Source organism: Klebsiella sp. JN_Kp121 (genome assembly GCF_040062145.1).
GTDB classification, from domain to species: Bacteria; Pseudomonadota; Gammaproteobacteria; order Enterobacterales; family Enterobacteriaceae; genus Klebsiella; species Klebsiella aerogenes.
This window is the reverse complement of record NZ_JBEAHX010000002.1, coordinates 315,349-332,027: the sequence shown is the minus strand read 5'-3', so window position 1 is coordinate 332,027 and position 16,679 is coordinate 315,349. Positions and strand designations below refer to the sequence as shown.

At 54.9% G+C, this 16,679-nt stretch carries 14 protein-coding genes; 1 reads left to right on the top strand and 13 read right to left on the bottom strand.

Going from position 1 to position 16,679, the window contains the following annotated elements:
* Positions 1-63: 63 nt before the first annotated feature.
* From ABLU86_RS04230 to ABLU86_RS04200, 7 genes are all read right to left on the bottom strand, one after another.
* Positions 64-1,746 carry an OmpA family protein gene (locus ABLU86_RS04230; RefSeq protein ID WP_348795945.1) on the bottom strand — a complete coding sequence of 561 codons (1,683 nt, stop codon included), beginning with the start codon at positions 1,744-1,746 and terminating at the stop codon, positions 64-66.
* On the bottom strand, positions 1,743-2,408 hold the full coding sequence (gene tssL, locus ABLU86_RS04225; RefSeq protein ID WP_063402437.1) for a type VI secretion system protein TssL, short form: 666 nt from the start codon (positions 2,406-2,408) through the stop codon (positions 1,743-1,745). Before tssL ends, ABLU86_RS04230 begins: the two co-directional genes overlap by 4 nt.
* Positions 2,405-3,748 carry a type VI secretion system baseplate subunit TssK gene (gene tssK / locus ABLU86_RS04220; RefSeq protein WP_348795944.1) on the bottom strand — a complete coding sequence of 448 codons (1,344 nt, stop codon included), beginning with the start codon at positions 3,746-3,748 and terminating at the stop codon, positions 2,405-2,407. The genes tssL and tssK overlap by 4 nt, the downstream gene beginning before the upstream one ends.
* A gap of 15 nt (positions 3,749-3,763) precedes the next feature.
* Entirely contained in the window at positions 3,764-4,042 is a 279-nt protein-coding gene (locus ABLU86_RS04215; RefSeq protein WP_045360639.1) for a hypothetical protein, read from the bottom strand.
* 478 nt (positions 4,043-4,520) lie between these two features.
* Positions 4,521-5,516, bottom strand: coding sequence for an iron ABC transporter permease (locus ABLU86_RS04210; protein WP_074160572.1), 996 nt, complete (start codon positions 5,514-5,516; stop codon positions 4,521-4,523).
* An 8-nt stretch (positions 5,517-5,524) separates the two neighbouring features.
* Positions 5,525-6,481 carry an ABC transporter substrate-binding protein gene (locus ABLU86_RS04205; protein WP_042893456.1) on the bottom strand — a complete coding sequence of 319 codons (957 nt, stop codon included), beginning with the start codon at positions 6,479-6,481 and terminating at the stop codon, positions 5,525-5,527.
* A 15-nt stretch (positions 6,482-6,496) separates the two neighbouring features.
* Positions 6,497-7,285: an ABC transporter ATP-binding protein gene (locus ABLU86_RS04200; protein WP_045360633.1), complete on the bottom strand. Its 789-nt coding sequence runs from the start codon at positions 7,283-7,285 to the stop codon at positions 6,497-6,499.
* A 191-nt stretch (positions 7,286-7,476) separates the two neighbouring features.
* Here ABLU86_RS04200 and ABLU86_RS04195 point away from each other — a divergent pair, with 191 nt between their 5' ends.
* Entirely contained in the window at positions 7,477-8,163 is a 687-nt protein-coding gene (locus ABLU86_RS04195; protein WP_032714788.1) for an RluA family pseudouridine synthase, read from the top strand.
* Positions 8,164-8,167: 4 nt separating this feature from the next.
* On the opposite strand, the gene tdcG is transcribed toward ABLU86_RS04195, so the two are convergent.
* From tdcG to tdcA, 6 genes are all read right to left on the bottom strand, one after another.
* Positions 8,168-9,532, bottom strand: a complete 1,365-nt coding sequence (tdcG, locus tag ABLU86_RS04190) for an L-serine ammonia-lyase (RefSeq protein WP_045360631.1) — start codon at positions 9,530-9,532, stop codon at positions 8,168-8,170.
* 86 nt (positions 9,533-9,618) lie between these two features.
* Positions 9,619-11,913: a formate C-acetyltransferase gene (pflB, locus tag ABLU86_RS04185; RefSeq protein ID WP_015705832.1), complete on the bottom strand. Its 2,295-nt coding sequence runs from the start codon at positions 11,911-11,913 to the stop codon at positions 9,619-9,621.
* A 33-nt stretch (positions 11,914-11,946) separates the two neighbouring features.
* Positions 11,947-13,155, bottom strand: coding sequence for a propionate kinase (gene tdcD, locus ABLU86_RS04180; protein ID WP_042893449.1), 1,209 nt, complete (start codon positions 13,153-13,155; stop codon positions 11,947-11,949).
* A 28-nt stretch (positions 13,156-13,183) separates the two neighbouring features.
* Positions 13,184-14,515, bottom strand: coding sequence for a threonine/serine transporter TdcC (gene tdcC / locus ABLU86_RS04175; RefSeq protein WP_020078491.1), 1,332 nt, complete (start codon positions 14,513-14,515; stop codon positions 13,184-13,186).
* A gap of 21 nt (positions 14,516-14,536) precedes the next feature.
* Positions 14,537-15,526 carry a bifunctional threonine ammonia-lyase/L-serine ammonia-lyase TdcB gene (gene tdcB / locus ABLU86_RS04170; RefSeq protein WP_015366079.1) on the bottom strand — a complete coding sequence of 330 codons (990 nt, stop codon included), beginning with the start codon at positions 15,524-15,526 and terminating at the stop codon, positions 14,537-14,539.
* Between the two features lie 94 nt (positions 15,527-15,620).
* Positions 15,621-16,559 (bottom strand): transcriptional regulator TdcA, encoded by a 939-nt coding sequence (gene tdcA / locus ABLU86_RS04165; RefSeq protein WP_045360627.1) that lies wholly within the window; start codon positions 16,557-16,559, stop codon positions 15,621-15,623.
* Positions 16,560-16,679: the final 120 nt, after the last annotated feature.

The window sequence follows — 16,679 nt, the reverse complement described above, 5'->3', positions numbered from 1 at the left end:
ACCCGGCAACAAAAACGACGGACAGGAAAACCTGTCCGTACGAAGAGTCATGAGATGGTCGGTTTAGAAAGCGCCATCCGCCGGAGTTGAAGCGGAGTTCGTCGAAACCTGACAGGCGTCGGCCTGCGGCACCAGGCTAATTTCGACCCGGCGGTTCAGCGCCCGGCCTTGCTGCGCATCGTTGCTGGCAACCGGACGGCTTTCGCCATAACCCTGCACCGCAAAACAGCTTTCCGGCACGTCGCCGGTATCGCGCATCCAGTTACGCACCGATTCGGCACGCTTCAGGGAGAGTGTCTGGTTGGATTTATCATCGCCTACGCTGTCGGTATGTCCGGCGATGACGATTAGCCAACCGGGCCTGGCTTTGATCCCCACCAGCGAGTTCACCAGCAGCTTGGTGGACCCCGGTTTAAGCGTCCACTTGCCGGTGTCGAATAGCGACATGCTGTCGAGACGGACAATTTTCGGTACGATTTTTTCTACCGCTTTCGGCGGCGGAGGCGGAGGGACGTAGGAACGAATTGCTGCCAGTACCGGCTGACGCAGACGCTCGCCGCGATAGAGCCCAAGGCCCAGCGCCAGCGGCGCGCCATCACGCGCGAAGGCGTCCAGTTGCGCCGCATCCTGACGCAAAATCTGTACGGCGCGGGCTTTTGCGGCATGGTCGTCCATCGCCGTCCGTTCATAGCGCTGAACATCAAAACCAACCCGCTGGAGGAGTTGCTGGTTGTTCCATGCGCTGCAGCACAGCGCAATCAGGGCCGCGAGGGTGAACAGACAGAATGCTCGCCGCAGAGCACGGCTTTTCGGCGTGGTGCCGCCGCCCTGCGGCAGTATCGGTAAAATGAAATCCGGCAGTTTCCGCGCTTCTGCAGCAATTTCCGGTAACCAGCCCGGTAGTGAGTTGAGGGAAGTATGCTCAGACAGCCAACGCTGCCATAGATTATCCGCCATGGCAGGCGCCCCGGCTGGCGTGAAATGATACAGTACGACCGCCGGAGCGATCGGGGGAACATCGTCGCTTGCCGCCGCCAGTACGTTTAACGCCATCTGCTGCGTAAAGCGGGCAAGCGCATTTATCCTAAGCTGCGCCGCCAGGCGATGAGCGCCATCAGCCTGCATCAACCAGCTTGCGCTGCTGCACGGCACGCCGTCAGGCAGCCACACCTGCAACGTCTCTCCGGCACGCGCTGTCTGCCATAACGGTTCCAGCGATGCACCGGACAGAGAGCTGTTCAGCAGTAACGGTATCGCCCGACGGGTATCGCCCCGCACCTGGGCAAGCTGCCAGCGCAACTCGCGTAGCCGCGCCGCCAGCGCCGCGTCATCATCATGTTGTTGCGGCTGCATGCAGAACATCACCGCCAGTTGCGCAATGAGCGCCGGGCGCTCATTGCGCACATAACGCACCGTCTGCTGCAGCGCGGCGGTGGCGACTCTCAGCCAGCACCCCTGAGCCGTACGGTAAACCGCTCCTTCTCCCGGCCAGTCCGCCGTGTCGCCGCAGACCAGCACAATCGGCAGTCGATACGGCGCCGACGGTAGCTCAACCAGCCAGTCGGCATCCGCAGGTCGCTCACGTTGTTGGCGCCCGACGTAGACCAGCCCGACCGCTACGCCCGCCGCCGTCAACCCAACAGCCAGCACCCGGCCGCCGGTGGATAACGGCAGAAACAGCAGGATCATCAACACCGCCAGCAGACCGCCCCACAGCCAGAGCAGGCGCGGATAGCCCGCGCTCATTGTCCGCCTCCCAGTCGCAACGCCGCGACCAGGCCATCCAGCCAGTAGTTCAACCCCAACCACAACGCGGCCGCCAGCACCAGCGACACGCCAATACTAATCGGCCAACGGCGCAACCAGTCTGCCAGACCGCGGCGGCCGGATAGATTCGCCAGTATCGGCTGCTGAGGATCGCCCGCAAACGGCGGTACACGCTCGCCAAGCGCGCTGACGAGCGCTGCGCGCGCCGGATCATTGAGGCCATACCGCCCCTTAAACCCCAGCGCCAGCACCCGATGGAAACAAGTCAGAACGGCGTTATCCGGCGCCGGCTCGCGCAGCACCTGGCGGATGCGCTCATAGAGCGCATCTCCGGCTTCCATGCCGCCAAAATATTTAACCTCAAGCGGCCGATCGTACCAGGCGATACAGGCGTCATCTTCCTCATTGCGCCCTTTCGCGGTTTCATCCAGCAGCGCACACCACGCATAGAGGATATGCTGACGGTTCGCCTCGCTGATATCAGCGGTCACCAGCTGCGCCATCACCTGTTCAATGTTGTCTACACAACGCTGCCAGAGATGTTTCCCCTCCCCCTCGGCCAGTTTGGCGCCAAGGCGCAGTTCCGTCACCGTTAGCCAGCTATCCGCCAGCAGAGCATCAATATTGATATCCTGGGTCATGAGCGCAGCACCGCATAGAGTTCGAGTTCAGGGTCGCCCAGCAGGCCGGGCACGTAAAAGACGCAACTCCCTTCCGCCAGCATCGCCTGCGCCGCCGGATGAGTCATATCAAGGGTGAAATACTGATTCTCCAGGCGCAGCGGGATGGCGGCGGGAACATGACTCATGGCTTTCAGCGGAATGCCGGGCTGCGAACCGTTGACCACCCGGTCAACCTCATCGGGGCTACCGGCTTTACACTGTTGCGGTAACTGCTCCAGCAGTTGCGCCGCAGGTAGCGCGGAACGCACCGAGAGATAAAAATCGGCCTCTTCGCGCAACCTTGGATCGTGCAGACGGGCATGCCAGCGCTTACGCCGGTCATCGTGCGTCATTTCAATCGCCACAACCCGGGATGGCAGGCTGGCTTCGAGCAGTACGCCGAGTAATTTGAACAGCGGTGGAAAGACTTCCGTCAACGCCTGATGGCGATAGGGCGGAATATCCGCCGTGGTATGGTCAAGGGAGAAGGTCAACAGGCTGCCCGCCAGGCTGGCCAGCGCTTCATACAGCCGTTCCGGATGTACCTGCGGATGGCGCAGGAAATGGTTCAACACCGGCTCCGCGCTGTTAAGCGCGTTCAGCAGCCAAAACAGCGATACATCCGCTACCGCAAAATCCGCCATCCTGGCGTTGCTTTCCCTACGCATGGCCATCAGGCGTTGCAGGCGCACACCCAGTTGATTCGTCAGCTGTTCCGTTTGTTCGTGCAGCCAGCGGCTGGCCAACACTTTCAGCAGCGGCGGGATAAAGTCCTCATCCAACGACCAGCAATCCTGACTATCGCGACGTAATCTGGCGACGGCGACGGTTTGATAATCGCCGTTATTGTCATCCGCTGTGCGCAGCGTCAGTTGCGCAAGCATCACCGCAATTTGTCGACTGTCTTCGCCGTATCTGTTGCGTACTTCTCGCCAGGCCAAACGCCAACGTACCGGCCGCTCTGCGCGTTGTTCCATCTGCAGGCAGTTGCCGCCGTTTTCATGCTCATGAGGCAGCGCCAGCACCACCGTTAATTCGCGGCTTTCCGCTTGCGGCAACACCATGACCTCAGGCAGCGCATCAGCATTATCGCTGTCGATAAGCGTTCCATCAGGAAAGCGTATATAGAGGTGGCTGGCCTTCAGCTTCCCCTGTTTTAGCAATGCGGCGTCAAATTCGACGCGGATGATCCCCCAGGGATTCATCACGCCCAGACGGGCGATACATTCGCTTTGCCAGGTCGCCTGATTCACCTGTTGTTGAAAATGTTGTGGGGAGATCATCTGGCCCCTGCCCCACAGTGGTCGTAATGTCTTCATCGCACCTCCTGTGCGTTACTCTTGCTTCTTCAATAAGGTGTTCATCAATCCGATATTTAATTTCACCACGCTAACTGATTGGCGAACGGTATTTCGAAAGAGAAAAGTTGAATTATTATTATTGATATTTATTTTTTCTTGAATGATTAGCGGATGGGTTTTAATATTACTGAAACGACTCACGCTCAGGGATTTAAGCAACAGCTCGACAACCCTCTGTTCAATTTCGTTATGCAGTGCCAATTGTGAATGAATACGGGCACTGAGTCGCTCACCCGGAAAGGCGTCGTTCATTACATTCCTTATATATCCGAACCGTTTCAGAATGAATCGCTGGTTTTAGTTAACCACCCAGATTAATGAACTATATTTAGATTGATATCAAGAATATTCACCGCGAGAATAAAAAACAAAGCAACTGACAATTGCAATATGACAATATATTGCGTTGCAATGGGTTCTTTTCGCAGTAAATTAAACCAGAAACTTACTTACGGACGGGGCATGCGCCAATGATGCCTATTCCATTGATATAAATCATCACTTATCGCCAGGCCGCAGCAATATTGGCCTAAAAGGCTTTTTGCCACAATTATATTTTTGGCGAATTATTTACAAACACTCTACCTCGTCTGAAAGCGAACTAGCAGGAGAAATCTCCCTTCTACAGTGGAGAATGATTTTATTACCGGCAAGTAATATTCATTTAAATAATAGAACCCATTATTTACGCGCAATAATGGGTCAATCTCTTTTTTTTCCTTGACTCGGCTTATCCTGTTGCCCGCATCAGCAACCCGACAATAAACGCGCCGCCAAGCCCGGCAGTGATAATACCAATCGGTAATTCTTGATTCGCTATCAGGCTTCGGCTGAGTATATCGCCGCCAGTGAGCAATATCGCGCCAAGCAAACCGCACATCGGCACGGCCATTCGATGCCTGACGCCAACGGCCCGACGCGCCAGATAAGGCACCATCAGGCCGACGAAACCAATAATCCCGGTTATAGAAACCAGCAAAGCGGTAGCCAACGCGCAGCAGAGGAAGGTTTCGCTTCTCAACCGCTCAACCTCGACGCCCAGCGAGCAGGCCGTCTGCTCCCCCGCCAACAGCGCATCCAGCGCCCGCCAGCGGCGCAGGGTAAATCCGCTTAACAACGCCAGGCTCAATAACGGAATGAACAAGTTGTCCCATCGCGCCAGTCCCAGACCGCCCAATGACCAGAATAGCAACGAACCAGCCGCCCGCTGGTCGCCGGAAAAGACCAGATAGCTGGTCAACGCGCTGAAAAGAAACGACACCGCCAGGCCACAGATGATTAACTGTTCCGCTCGCCTTAGCTGGTTGACGCGAAACAATATCATCACCGCCAGCGCGGATAATATCCCGCCGACGAAAGCCGAGCCCGGCAGCGTGAGTGGCCCCAGTACATCGCCGAAGCGGGTGATCACCAGCACCGCGCCAGCGGAAGCGCCTGAAGACAGGCCAAACAAAAACGGATCGGCCAGTTCGTTGCGTGTCGTGGTCTGTAAGAGCAAGCCGACGATCGCCAGCCCCGCGCCGGTTAGCGCCGCCAGCAGGACTCGCGGTAGGCGTAAGTCAATGACGATAGTTTTCACTATTTCGGCAACGGGAGCGGATGCCAGGCCCAACGCGGATAGCACCTGTCGCCACGAGAGTTCCACACTTCCCCACTGCAGACTCGCTATCATCATGCCGCATAAAACGACGGATGCCAGCGCCGTCCATAGAACAAAACGTTGCATTGACGGCCTCATTTCACGTCCGTGGCATATAAGAGGTGCGCCAGCTTCTCAACCGCCGCAATATTCGCCGGACCCGGAGTCAATTCAGCATACTGTAGCTTAAGATAACGCTGCTGCCGGACGGCGGGCGTCTGTTTCATCAGGGGATGAGATTCGAGTACACGCTGCAGCGCCGCGGTTCCCGTGCCGGTTTGGTAATCGAGCAGAATAATCACCTGTGGTTCGCTGGCCGCCACCGCCTCCCAGCTTGTCGTGGTCCAGTTCGCGTCCAGAGTATCCATCACGTTGCGTCCCCCGGCCGCCTCGATAATGGCCGTCGGCATCCCGTACTTGCCGCTGGTGAAGGGTTTATCCTCGCCGGAGTCATAGACAAAGACCCGCTGCGGCGGCGTATTCGCTGCCCTGACAGGCAGGTTCGCCAGCCGACGTTTCCACCCTTCCACCAACGCCTCGGCCTGTTGTTGCTTGCCAAAAATCTTACCCAACTTGAGTTCATCGTTGTAAAGCAAACTCATGTCGGCTTTCTTTGCCTGCCCGCCGGCCTGTACGCAACTTTCACTCAATACCAGCGTGTTAATTCCATATGGCGCCAGCGTCTGCGGCGTCACATCTCCGCCAATTTTCATGCCGTAGTTCCAGCCGGCGAAGAAAAAGTCCGGCCGGACCGCCAGCAGCGTTTCCAGCGACGGGTATTTAGGCGCCAGCTCGGGGATGGCCCCCATCGCTGCTTTGAACTGTGGTGTTAGTTTATACCAGCCGGTGATGCCGGTTAGCCCCACAATCCGATCCTGGAGATCGAGCGCAAAGGCCATTTCCGCCATATTAAGATCGTTAATTACCGCACGCTGTGGGGGTTGATTAAAGGTAATGGGTTTACCGCAGCTGTCCACGGTAACGGGAAATGGATTCGCTAACGCGAACGGGCTACTTAACAGCAGCCATAAAATAGTTAAAAGTCTGTTCATATTTACTCGAGGTCATTAAGCGTGATGAGGAACTTCAAAAATGCGCAGCGCTTTACCGCTCACGGGATGCGCCACGCGAAAACTGGTCATGCCAAAAACCGGATAGCTTACGCTGGGGTGCAGCGCAGCCTCGGGTACGTCGCAAATCACCTGCTTGCCGTGGTGGATAACCAGCATTCGGTCGGCAAAGGCTTCAGCCGCGGCAAGATCGTGTAACACCGCAATCACCGCCACCTCTGTGCGCTTTACCAGGGTAAGCAACTCGCTTCTCGCCAGCGGATCGAGGTGATTGGTCGGCTCATCCAGCAATAGCAATTCGGGGGATTGCGCCAGCGCGCGGGCAAGCGCGGCGCGCTGACGCTGACCACCGGAGAGGTTGCCCAGCGGGCGATGGCGTAAAGGCTGCAGACCCGTATCACTAATAACGCTATCCACGATGCGCTGTCCCTGCGCCGAGGACGGTGATTCGCGATACGGTAAACGGCCCAATTGAACATACTCTTCCACCGTCAGGCGTAAATCGGGGATATCGTTTTGCGACAGGAAGGCAATATTCCGCGCGCGCGCTTGTGGCGACAGATGCCGTAGTGGACACCCCTGCCAGTACAGCGTTCCTTTATCCGGATTGACTTCACCAATAATGGCTCTTAATAGGCTCGACTTACCGCTGCCGTTAGGTCCAATAACCGCCAACTTTTCCCCGGCTCGGAGTGAGAAATGAATACCGTCAAGTATTACCGTCCCCTTTTTGACAGTCAGACTCAGCCCCTTGATGCTAAGTATTTCAGTATCACTCTTAAGCATACTTATCGATTTTATTACGTTATAACATAACAACTATGTACCACAGCCAGCTCGTCTCTGCAAAGGGGGTTGCATAATTTGTTATCGCAATACTTTAAAAAAGGTCTTCAGTTCCGGAGCGTACACTCCCAGGTCGCCTTCCGGACAGAGATTCGCTATCATCCCCCCTCACCCTTATGCAGCGCCTGCCCATGTCCACCGTCATTGATACCTTTATCGCCCCACCTTGTTCCGCGCAGATTAAGATCCTCTACGAGGACGCGCATTTGTTGTTGATCGACAAACCCAGCGGTCTGCTCAGCCTGTCGGGCAAGAACCCGCAGAACCTGGATTCAGTTCATCATCGCCTGGTGCAGGATTTTCCTGGGTGCACGCTGGTACATCGGCTCGATTTCGGGACGTCCGGGCTGATGGTGGTCGCGCGTAACAAAACGATCAACGCCGCGCTGTGTCAGCAGTTCAGCCAGCGGGCGGTAAGCAAGGTCTATCACGCCCTGTTGTGCGGGCATCCTGCGGAAGATGAAGGGGTGATAGACGCGCCGATTGCTAAAGATCCGGAGCTGTTTCCGCGCATGGCGATTAGCGTGCGTAATGGTAAACCGGCGCGCTCGCGCTATCAGGTGCTATCACGGGAATGGTTGCCGATAGCCAGTGGTTCGCTGGCGGTAGCGCGCGTACGGCTGCTGCCGGAAACCGGACGCACCCATCAGCTACGCATCCACTGCCAGCATCTCGGCTATCCGATTCTCGGCTGCGATCTCTACGGAGGGCTGGCGGAGCATCAGGCCTCACGCCTGATGCTCCACGCCAGTGAACTGCATTTTCATCATCCGGTCAGCGGTAAAGCGATAGCGGCGCGCCAGCCCAGTCCTTTCTGATTCGTCAGGCGCAAATCACTTTTATCGCCAGCCCGCCGCGCGAGGTTTCGCGATATTTATCGTTCATATCTTTGCCGGTTTCATACATCGTCTCAATAACCTTGTCGAGACAGACCCGCGGCTCGCTGGTACGACGGAGCGCCATCCGCGCGGCGTTTACCGCCTTCACCGCATTGATGGCATTGCGTTCGATGCAGGGAATTTGCACCTGTCCGGCCACCGGATCGCAGGTCAGACCGAGGTTATGTTCCATCGCAATTTCCGCGGCGTTGCATACCTGCGCCGGGCTGCCGCCAAGCAGTTCTGTCAGCCCTGCCGCCGCCATAGAGCAGGCCACGCCAATTTCGCCCTGACAGCCAACTTCTGCGCCAGATATAGAGGCATTCATCTTATACAGTGAACCGATAGCCGCCGCAGCCAGCAGATAGCGGGCTATCGAGTTGGCATTGACCGGGCGGCGAAACTTGTCGTAATAGGCCAGAACCGCCGGAATAATCCCGCATGCGCCATTGGTCGGCGCAGTGACGACCCGGCCACCGGCGGCGTTCTCTTCGCTCACCGCCAGCGCGAACATATTGATCCAGTCGATAACGTTCATCGGGTCGCGGGAAAGGCTGTCGCTGGCCACCAGCTGTCGGCGCAGCGCAGCCGCTCTGCGCGGTACGTTGAGCGGCCCCGGCAGCACGCCCTCGGTATTCATTCCCCGCTCAATACCGTTATGCATCACCGCGTAAATGGCGGCGAAACCGGCCTCGATTTGTCCCTTATCGCGCAGCGCCAGCTCGTTTTGCATCATCAGGCCAGAGATGGAAAGGCCATTGTGCTCGCACAGCTGAAGCAGTTGATGGGCGGAGCGGAAATCAAAGGGGACCGGCGTTGCAACATCGTGAGTCTGGCCAAAACATGCCTCCTCAACGATAAACCCGCCGCCAATTGAGTAATAGGTTTTACTGAGTAGCGGCTGCTGATGATCCCAGGCGCTGATGCGCATACCGTTCTCATGGCGTGCCAGCGCGCTATCATGAAATACGATGCTCTCCGGCAGCGGGAAATCGACCTGTCGGCTCCCCTTCGCCACCGGCAGACGGCCGCTCTCTGTCACCCGCTGAATAAATCCCGGGATGGCGTCAATATCGACATCCTGCGGACTATTTCCCGCCAGCCCCATGATGATGGCGACATCGGTCGCGTGTCCTTTGCCGGTCAGCGATAGCGAACCGTACAGATCGACGACAATGCGCGTAGTCTGCGTCAGGTTGCCGCGGGTCGCCAGCTCGGTGATAAAACTTTTTCCTGCATTCATCGGCCCCACCGTATGGGAGCTCGAAGGGCCAATACCAATTTTGAAAATATCGAAAGCGCTAATCATATTCACACCTCGGTTTACCGTGTAGTGAAGACCAGGTTTCATAGCCACGAAAAAAATGGGGCGACCATGATCGTCGCCCCGTTGCGTTAAAGCGCCTGGGTGAAGGTTCGCGAAATGACATCCTGCTGCTGTTCATGGGTCAGCGCATTAAAGCGCACCGCATAGCCAGAGACGCGGATGGTCAGGTTCGGATAATTTTCCGGATGAGCTATGGCGTCCAGTAGCATCTCGCGGTTCATCACGTTGACGTTCAGATGCTGGCCGCCCTCGATTCGTTCTTCGTGGTGGAAGTAGCCATCAAGCAGACCGACGAGGTTGGTTTGCCGGACGCTCGCCTCTTTGCCTAACGCCGCCGGGACAATCGAGAAGGTATAAGAGATCCCGTCCTTCGCGTAGGCGAACGGCAACTTAGCCACGGAAGTCAACGAAGCGACCGCCCCTTTGCGATCGCGGCCATGCATCGGATTTGCCCCCGGCGCAAACGGCGTACCGGCGCGGCGGCCATCCGGGGTATTACCAGTTTTCTGACCGTACACCACGTTTGAGGTAATCGTCAGAATCGACTGCGTCGGCACCGCGTTACGGTAGGTCGGCAACACCTTAATTTTCTTCATAAAACGTTCAACCAGATCGCAGGCGATACTATCGACGCGCCGATCGTTATTGCCGTACTGCGGATAATCGCCTTCAATCTCAAAATCGATCGCCAGGCCGCTGTCGTCGCGGATGGGTTTCACCTTCGCGTGCTTAATAGCCGAAAGCGAATCCGCCGCCACCGACAGCCCGGCAATCCCGCAGGCCATAGTGCGGTATACATCGCGGTCGTGCAGCGCCATCAGTGAGGCTTCATAACTGTATTTATCATGCATGTAATGAATGATGTTCAGCGCGCTGATGTACTGCACCGCCAGCCAATCCATAAAATGATCGAGGCTGGCCATCACTTTGTCGTAATCCAGCACGTCGTCCATCAGCGGCGCCGTTTTCGGCCCAACCTGGATTTTGAGTTTCTCATCCACCCCGCCATTGATTGCGTACAGCAGCGTTTTGGCGAGGTTGGCGCGCGCGCCGAAGAACTGCATCTGTTTGCCGATAACCATCGGGCTGACGCAGCAGGCAATGGCGTAATCATCACTGTTGAAATCGGCGCGCATCAGGTCATCGTTTTCATACTGTAGCGAGGAAGTGACGATCGAGACCTGGGCGGCGTATTTCTTAAAGGCAATCGGCAGCGCTTCAGACCACAATACGGTAAGGTTAGGTTCCGGCGCCGGGCCCATGGTGTGCAGCGTATGCAGATAGCGGAAAGAGTTTTTAGTCACCAGCGTGCGGCCATCCAGCCCCATCCCGCCAATCACTTCGGTTGCCCAGATGGGATCGCCGGAGAACAGCGTGTCGAATTCCGGCGTACGCAGGAAACGCACCATGCGGATCTTCATAATGAAGTGGTCGATCAGCTCCTGGGCCTGTTGTTCATTGAGGATCCCGGCGTGGAAGTCGCGCTCGATATAGATATCGAGGAAGGAGGCGGTGCGCCCAAGCGACATCGCGCCGCCGTTTTGCGATTTCACCGCCGCCAGATAGGCGAAGTACAACCACTGTACCGCTTCCTGGGCGTTGCGCGCCGGGCGGGAGATATCACAGCCATATTTCGCCGCCATCTCCTGCATTTGCAGCAGCGCGCGGCGGTGCTCCGCCAGCTCTTCACGCAGACGAATAGTGGCTTCCAGATCCTGCCCGCGCTCGAGCGTTGCCTGCAGATCGGCAAACTGTAGCTCACGTTCCCGCACCAGGTAGCGAATGCCGTATAGCGCCACGCGGCGGTAGTCGCCAATAATACGCCCGCGGCCATAGCCGTCCGGCAGGCCAGTCAACACGCCGGATTTACGGCAGCGCAGCATATCCGGCGAATAGGCGTCAAATACCCCCTGATTGTGGGTTTTACGCAGCTCGCTAAACAGATATTCAAACTGGCTATCCATTTCCCGGCCATAGGCATCAAACGAGCTTTTAATCATGTTAATGCCGCCAAACGGATGTAGCGCGCGCTTGAGCGGTTTATCCGTTTGCAGACCGACAATTTTCTCCAGCGCCTGGTCGATATAGCCGGCATCGTGAGCGGTAATGGTGGTGGCGATATTGGTATCAAAATCAACCGGCGCGTGGGTGGCGTTCTCTACGCGAATGCCGGCCATCACTTTTTCCCACAGCGCGGTCGTCGCCGGCGTCGCCTGTGCGAGGAACGATTCATCCCCGGTATATGGCGTATAGTTGTGCTGAATAAAGTCACGGACATTAATTTCTTCTTTCCAGTCCGTACCGTTAAATCCGTGCCATGCTTCGGCGTACAGCATATCGCTGGTATCGATATTTACCTTCATGAAAAATAATCTCTCTACAGGACAACAACGTAATTAAGCAAATTCCAGGGATGCATTAATTTTGCCTAAATGAATGGCATCGAGCGCAATCATCTTCTCTTCATTGGTGGGTATGACTGCAGATATCACTCGAGCCTCGCGGGAAGAAATAATACGTTCACCGGCGGAGTTGGGTTGTTTATTTAACGCATCGTTCAGGCTGACGCCAAATACCGCTAAATGCTCAATCACCAGTTGGCGAATTAATACCGAATTTTCGCCGATGCCGCCGGTAAAAATAATCGCGTCAAGGCGGCGTAGCGAGGCGGCATGGCCGGCAATGTGGCGGGCAATACGATGCACAAAGGTTTTAATCGCCAACCGCGCGCGTTCATGCCCCTCATGCCAGGCTTTTTCCAGCACCCGCAGGTCGGATGACAATCCGGATATCCCCAACAATCCGGACTCCTTATTCACCACGCGTTCCAGATCGCTGAGCGTCTGGTTAGTTTCGCCGGCAATCCACGCCATCGCGCCAAAATCGACATCCCCGCTGCGGGTGCCCATCATCAAACCTTCCAACGGCGTCATGCCCATCGAGGTGTCCACGCTGTGGCCGTTGCGTACCGCGCAAATCGACGCGCCGTTGCCAAGATGAGCAATGACCAGCCCGCTATCCTGCTCGGGTAAATCAAGCAGCGCCAGCGCGCGCTGAGCCACATAACGGTGCGAGGTGCCGTGGAAACCATAGCGACGCACGCCCAATCGCTGGTAATAGTCCCAAGGCAGGCCGTAAAGAAATGCCTCTGGCGCCAGCGTCTGATGAAAGCTGGTATCAAACACCGCCACCTGCAGTACGCCGGGGAATAACTGCTGCGCTGATTCAATACCGCTGAGATTGGCGTAATTATGTAGCGGCGCCAGCGGCGACACCTGGCGAATATTATCGATAACCTCATCGGTAATGATCGCCGATTCGGTAAATATGCTGCCGCCGTGCGCGATACGGTGGCCAATTAACGCCACGCTATCCATTAAATCTCGTTTTTCTAATTCAAATGCGATCGCCTTCAATGCGCCCTCATAGCTGCGGTGAGCCAGCTTAGCCGGCTCTCCACCATTTATTGACAGGAACGCATTTTCAGAATTAATGCCATCTGCAATACCAGCCATTAATACTTCACAGCTGGCGGCATCAAGTACTGAAAATTTAATTGAAGACGAGCCGCAGTTAATGACCAGTACTACCGGATATTCATTCATGTCATCACTCCGCTCGTCCTGAGCTTAATTAAAACAGTTTGTAAACGATGTTCAGAATGGTCAGCAGACCGATTACCGTGACGAAGACGTTGTCCAGGCGGCCGCGATATTTAGCCAACGATGGCGCTTTACGAATGGCGTACATCGGCAGCAGGCACAGCAGTGAGGCAATAATCGGCGCGCCCATCGCTTCAATCAGATCGAGAATGTTCGGGTTGGCGTAGGCGACAATCCACGTTGAGCCCATGATAAAGATCATGCTGATGGTGTTGAGCTTGCCGCTGGAAACGCGGGTTTTATCGCCTTTGTAGCCAAACTTCAGCACCAGACCGTTCAGGCCTTCCAGCGTGCCGAGATAGTGGCCGAAGAAGGATTTGAAAATCGCCACCAGCGCAATGATTGACGCGCCATATTCAAGCACCGTGGCAAAGGTGGATTTGGTGCCGGACAGCGAGGCGAAGTGGTTCGCCAGGTATGAGAGCACCGGGATATTCTGCGCCTTGGCATCGGCCATATTCTGCGGCGACAGAGTAAACAGGCAGCTGAAGGCAAAGAACATTACCACGGCCACCATCAGCATGCTGGCGCGAGAGATAATCTGAGAACATTTGCGCTCGGTGAACTCGCGACCAAACTCTTTTTCATACTCTTCGCGCTTGGAAACCACGAATGAAGAGACAATAGGCGAGAAGTTAAACGAGAACACCATAATCGAAATACCCAACCAGACGGTAACCAGAATGCCATCGTGACCGGTTAGCGAAATCTCGCTTAAATTGACCTGATCGATAACCGCGGAGTTCCAGTAAGGGATCAGCGACAGCGAAATCAGCACCAGGCTGGCGATAAATGGCCATACCAGATAGCTCATCACTTTCACCATCAGGTCTTTACCGAACCAGATGACGAACGCCATTAGCAGCAGCAGGAACAGCGCGACAAAACCGCGGTTCAGCGCCGGCAACTGCAGCTGGTTTTCCCAGAAGGTCATAAAGGTATTAGTGATTGTCACGCCGTAAATCCACAGCAGCGGGCAAATCGCAAAGAAATAAAGGAAGGTAATCACCACCCCGCCGGTTTTACCAAAGTGCTCCTCTACCGTTTCGGTGATGTTGCCGGAAGGATTTGAGCCGGAAAGGCACAGCCGCGCCAGCGCCCGGTGGCAATAGAAGGCGATCGGGTAGGCCAGCACTAACATCAGTAAGATGGGGATCAGGCCGCCGAAGCCGGCGCGGATCGGGAAGAATAATACCCCGGCGCCAATGGCGGTGCCGAATAAGCCCAGGGTCCAGGTGGTGTCCGATTTGCGCCAGGACGACTCTTTTGTCTGGCTGGATACAATGCTATCTGTAGTACTCATATCCTATCCTCATCAAAAAGATTAAGCGTCAACTAAACCAGTAATTTGCGATACGCGAGACAGGTCGATATTACCGCCGGAAATAATGCTGACGGTTTTTCGGTTCTGAATATAGCTATCCAGCTTACCGCTTAATAATGCGGCACAGGCTAACGCCCCGGCCCCTTCGGTAATGACTTTATTGCGTTGAATAAGTGCGACCATACTGTTGCGAATTTCGTCTTCGCTGACCAGCACAATATCGTCGACTAATTCACGCACGATCTGATAGGTAATATTTCCCGGACGAGAAACGTCGCAACCGTCAGCAAGGGTGGCATTAGTGCGATGATTGGTAATTTCTCCGGCGTAATACGAGGCGGCCATGCCGTGAACGTTTTCCGACTGTACGCCAATAATACGAATGGTCGGGTTAATCGATTTAATTGCCACCGCGATGCCGGCAATTAAACCGCCGCCGCCAATCGGCACAATAACGTTATCGACATCATATAAATCCTCCATGATCTCGAGACCAATAGTCCCCTGGCCGGCTATCACTTTCGGGTCATCGTAGGGAGGAATAAATATCCGCCCTTCCATTTCGACAATTTCGCTGACTTTGGCGATGGTGTCGTTAAAGTTATCGCCATGTAGCACCACTTCCGCCGAATAGTCGCAGGTGGCGGCAACTTTCGATTTTGGCGCGCCTTTCGGCATCACCACTTTGCCGTCAATACCGAGCATAGCGCAGGAGAGCGAAACGCCCTGCGCATGGTTACCGGCGGAACACGCCACCACGCCTTTGCGCTTTTCGGCATCGGTCAGCGAGCTGAGTTTATTAAACGCGCCGCGAATTTTAAAAGAACCGGTGCGCTGCATATTTTCAAACTTAAGGAAGATTTCGCCTTTGCATCGTTCACTGAAATAATTTGAGCGCGGCATCCCCGTTTTATATATTTTACCTGCCAATCTTTTTTTCGCTTCGAGGATATCTTCAATAGCAACCGGAAGATCGTATGTAATATGCATGAGAACCTCTTAACCTGGAATTAAAAAATAGCGTTAATGGGCAGCGATTGATAAACAGATCGCAGCTTAAGTTTCAATTAATATAAAAAGACAATTAGTCCACGGTAATTAATTGTCGTCGTCGGCAGCCGCTATGGGCTGAATATTCTTTCGCTAATTCAACTAACGCCGAGGCCGCGCTTTTAATGCGATAATTTTTCGACCACACCGCAGCATAATGCGCCACCGGTAACGCATCCTCGACAGGAATGGTAATAAATTGATTAGAGCCAAAAGGTGCGGTCATATCACAAGGAATAACCGTCAGGAAATCAGCATTGAGAACAAGATTATAAATAGTAACGACAGAGTCTGTTTTAACGATGTTTTCATTGTTGATGCCGCTGCGTTGAAGCGTGGCGAGGAGTTCACTGTAGTAACCCATATTAGTTTGCGGCAATACCCACTGTTCGTGCTGTAACGATGCCAGCGTGGCACTGCCGCTGCGCGTTCGCGATTTGCTGGCCACCAGCACGAACTCCGATTCAAATAGCGGTTCGACATGCAGATCGTGCAGCTTCATCTCATCGCTCAACGTGCCGATGGCGAAATCGAGACGGCCATCGCGAATCGCCGGCAGGAACGATGAAAGCTGCGCTTCGTACATCGAGACCTGTGCTTTGGGAAATAACTTTTTGAATTTATGGATCATATCCGACATAAAAGTGAAGCCGATCAGCGACGGGAAACCGAAAGAGACGTCAACGACGGTACTGCAGGTCATGCTGTTCATTTCGTTAACCATATTTTTCATTTCGCGGGTAATCGACTCCGACCAGCTCAACAGCACCTGTCCGGCCTCCGTCAACTTAACACCGGTATTTTTACGGACAATAAGCTCAGTGCCGAAATAGTCTTCAATATCATTAATCGTTTTACTGACTGCAGGTTGAGTTAATCCTAACTCTTTCGCTGCCGAACCAATCGAACCACTTCTGATCACCTCCTGGAATACAACCAGGTGCTGAGTTTTAGGGAGCGGAATAGTATTCATATTGGTTATCCACGTTAATGACTTTGTTGACGGCGGAAAGTGTATCAAATGATGATCCGATGGTTGTGTGAGACCACTCACAAAGCACTTTCACCTACAATCAACCTCATCCATGAAACA

Coding starts and splice junctions, on each gene's coding strand:
- tssL (WP_063402437.1), bottom strand. CDS start 2,408: ATGACCCAGGATATCAATATTGATGCTCTGCTGGCGGATAGCTGGCTA.
- tdcB (WP_015366079.1), bottom strand. CDS start 15,526: ATGCATATTACATACGATCTTCCGGTTGCTATTGAAGATATCCTCGAA.
- ABLU86_RS04195 (WP_032714788.1), top strand. CDS start 7,477: ATGTCCACCGTCATTGATACCTTTATCGCCCCACCTTGTTCCGCGCAG.
- tdcD (WP_042893449.1), bottom strand. CDS start 13,155: ATGAATGAATATCCGGTAGTACTGGTCATTAACTGCGGCTCGTCTTCA.
- tdcG (WP_045360631.1), bottom strand. CDS start 9,532: ATGATTAGCGCTTTCGATATTTTCAAAATTGGTATTGGCCCTTCGAGC.
- tssK (WP_348795944.1), bottom strand. CDS start 3,748: ATGAAGACATTACGACCACTGTGGGGCAGGGGCCAGATGATCTCCCCA.
- ABLU86_RS04210 (WP_074160572.1), bottom strand. CDS start 5,516: ATGCAACGTTTTGTTCTATGGACGGCGCTGGCATCCGTCGTTTTATGC.
- pflB (WP_015705832.1), bottom strand. CDS start 11,913: ATGAAGGTAAATATCGATACCAGCGATATGCTGTACGCCGAAGCATGG.
- tdcC (WP_020078491.1), bottom strand. CDS start 14,515: ATGAGTACTACAGATAGCATTGTATCCAGCCAGACAAAAGAGTCGTCC.
- ABLU86_RS04205 (WP_042893456.1), bottom strand. CDS start 6,481: ATGAACAGACTTTTAACTATTTTATGGCTGCTGTTAAGTAGCCCGTTC.
- ABLU86_RS04230 (WP_348795945.1), bottom strand. CDS start 1,746: ATGAGCGCGGGCTATCCGCGCCTGCTCTGGCTGTGGGGCGGTCTGCTG.
- ABLU86_RS04200 (WP_045360633.1), bottom strand. CDS start 7,285: ATGCTTAAGAGTGATACTGAAATACTTAGCATCAAGGGGCTGAGTCTG.
- ABLU86_RS04215 (WP_045360639.1), bottom strand. CDS start 4,042: ATGAACGACGCCTTTCCGGGTGAGCGACTCAGTGCCCGTATTCATTCA.
- tdcA (WP_045360627.1), bottom strand. CDS start 16,559: ATGAATACTATTCCGCTCCCTAAAACTCAGCACCTGGTTGTATTCCAG.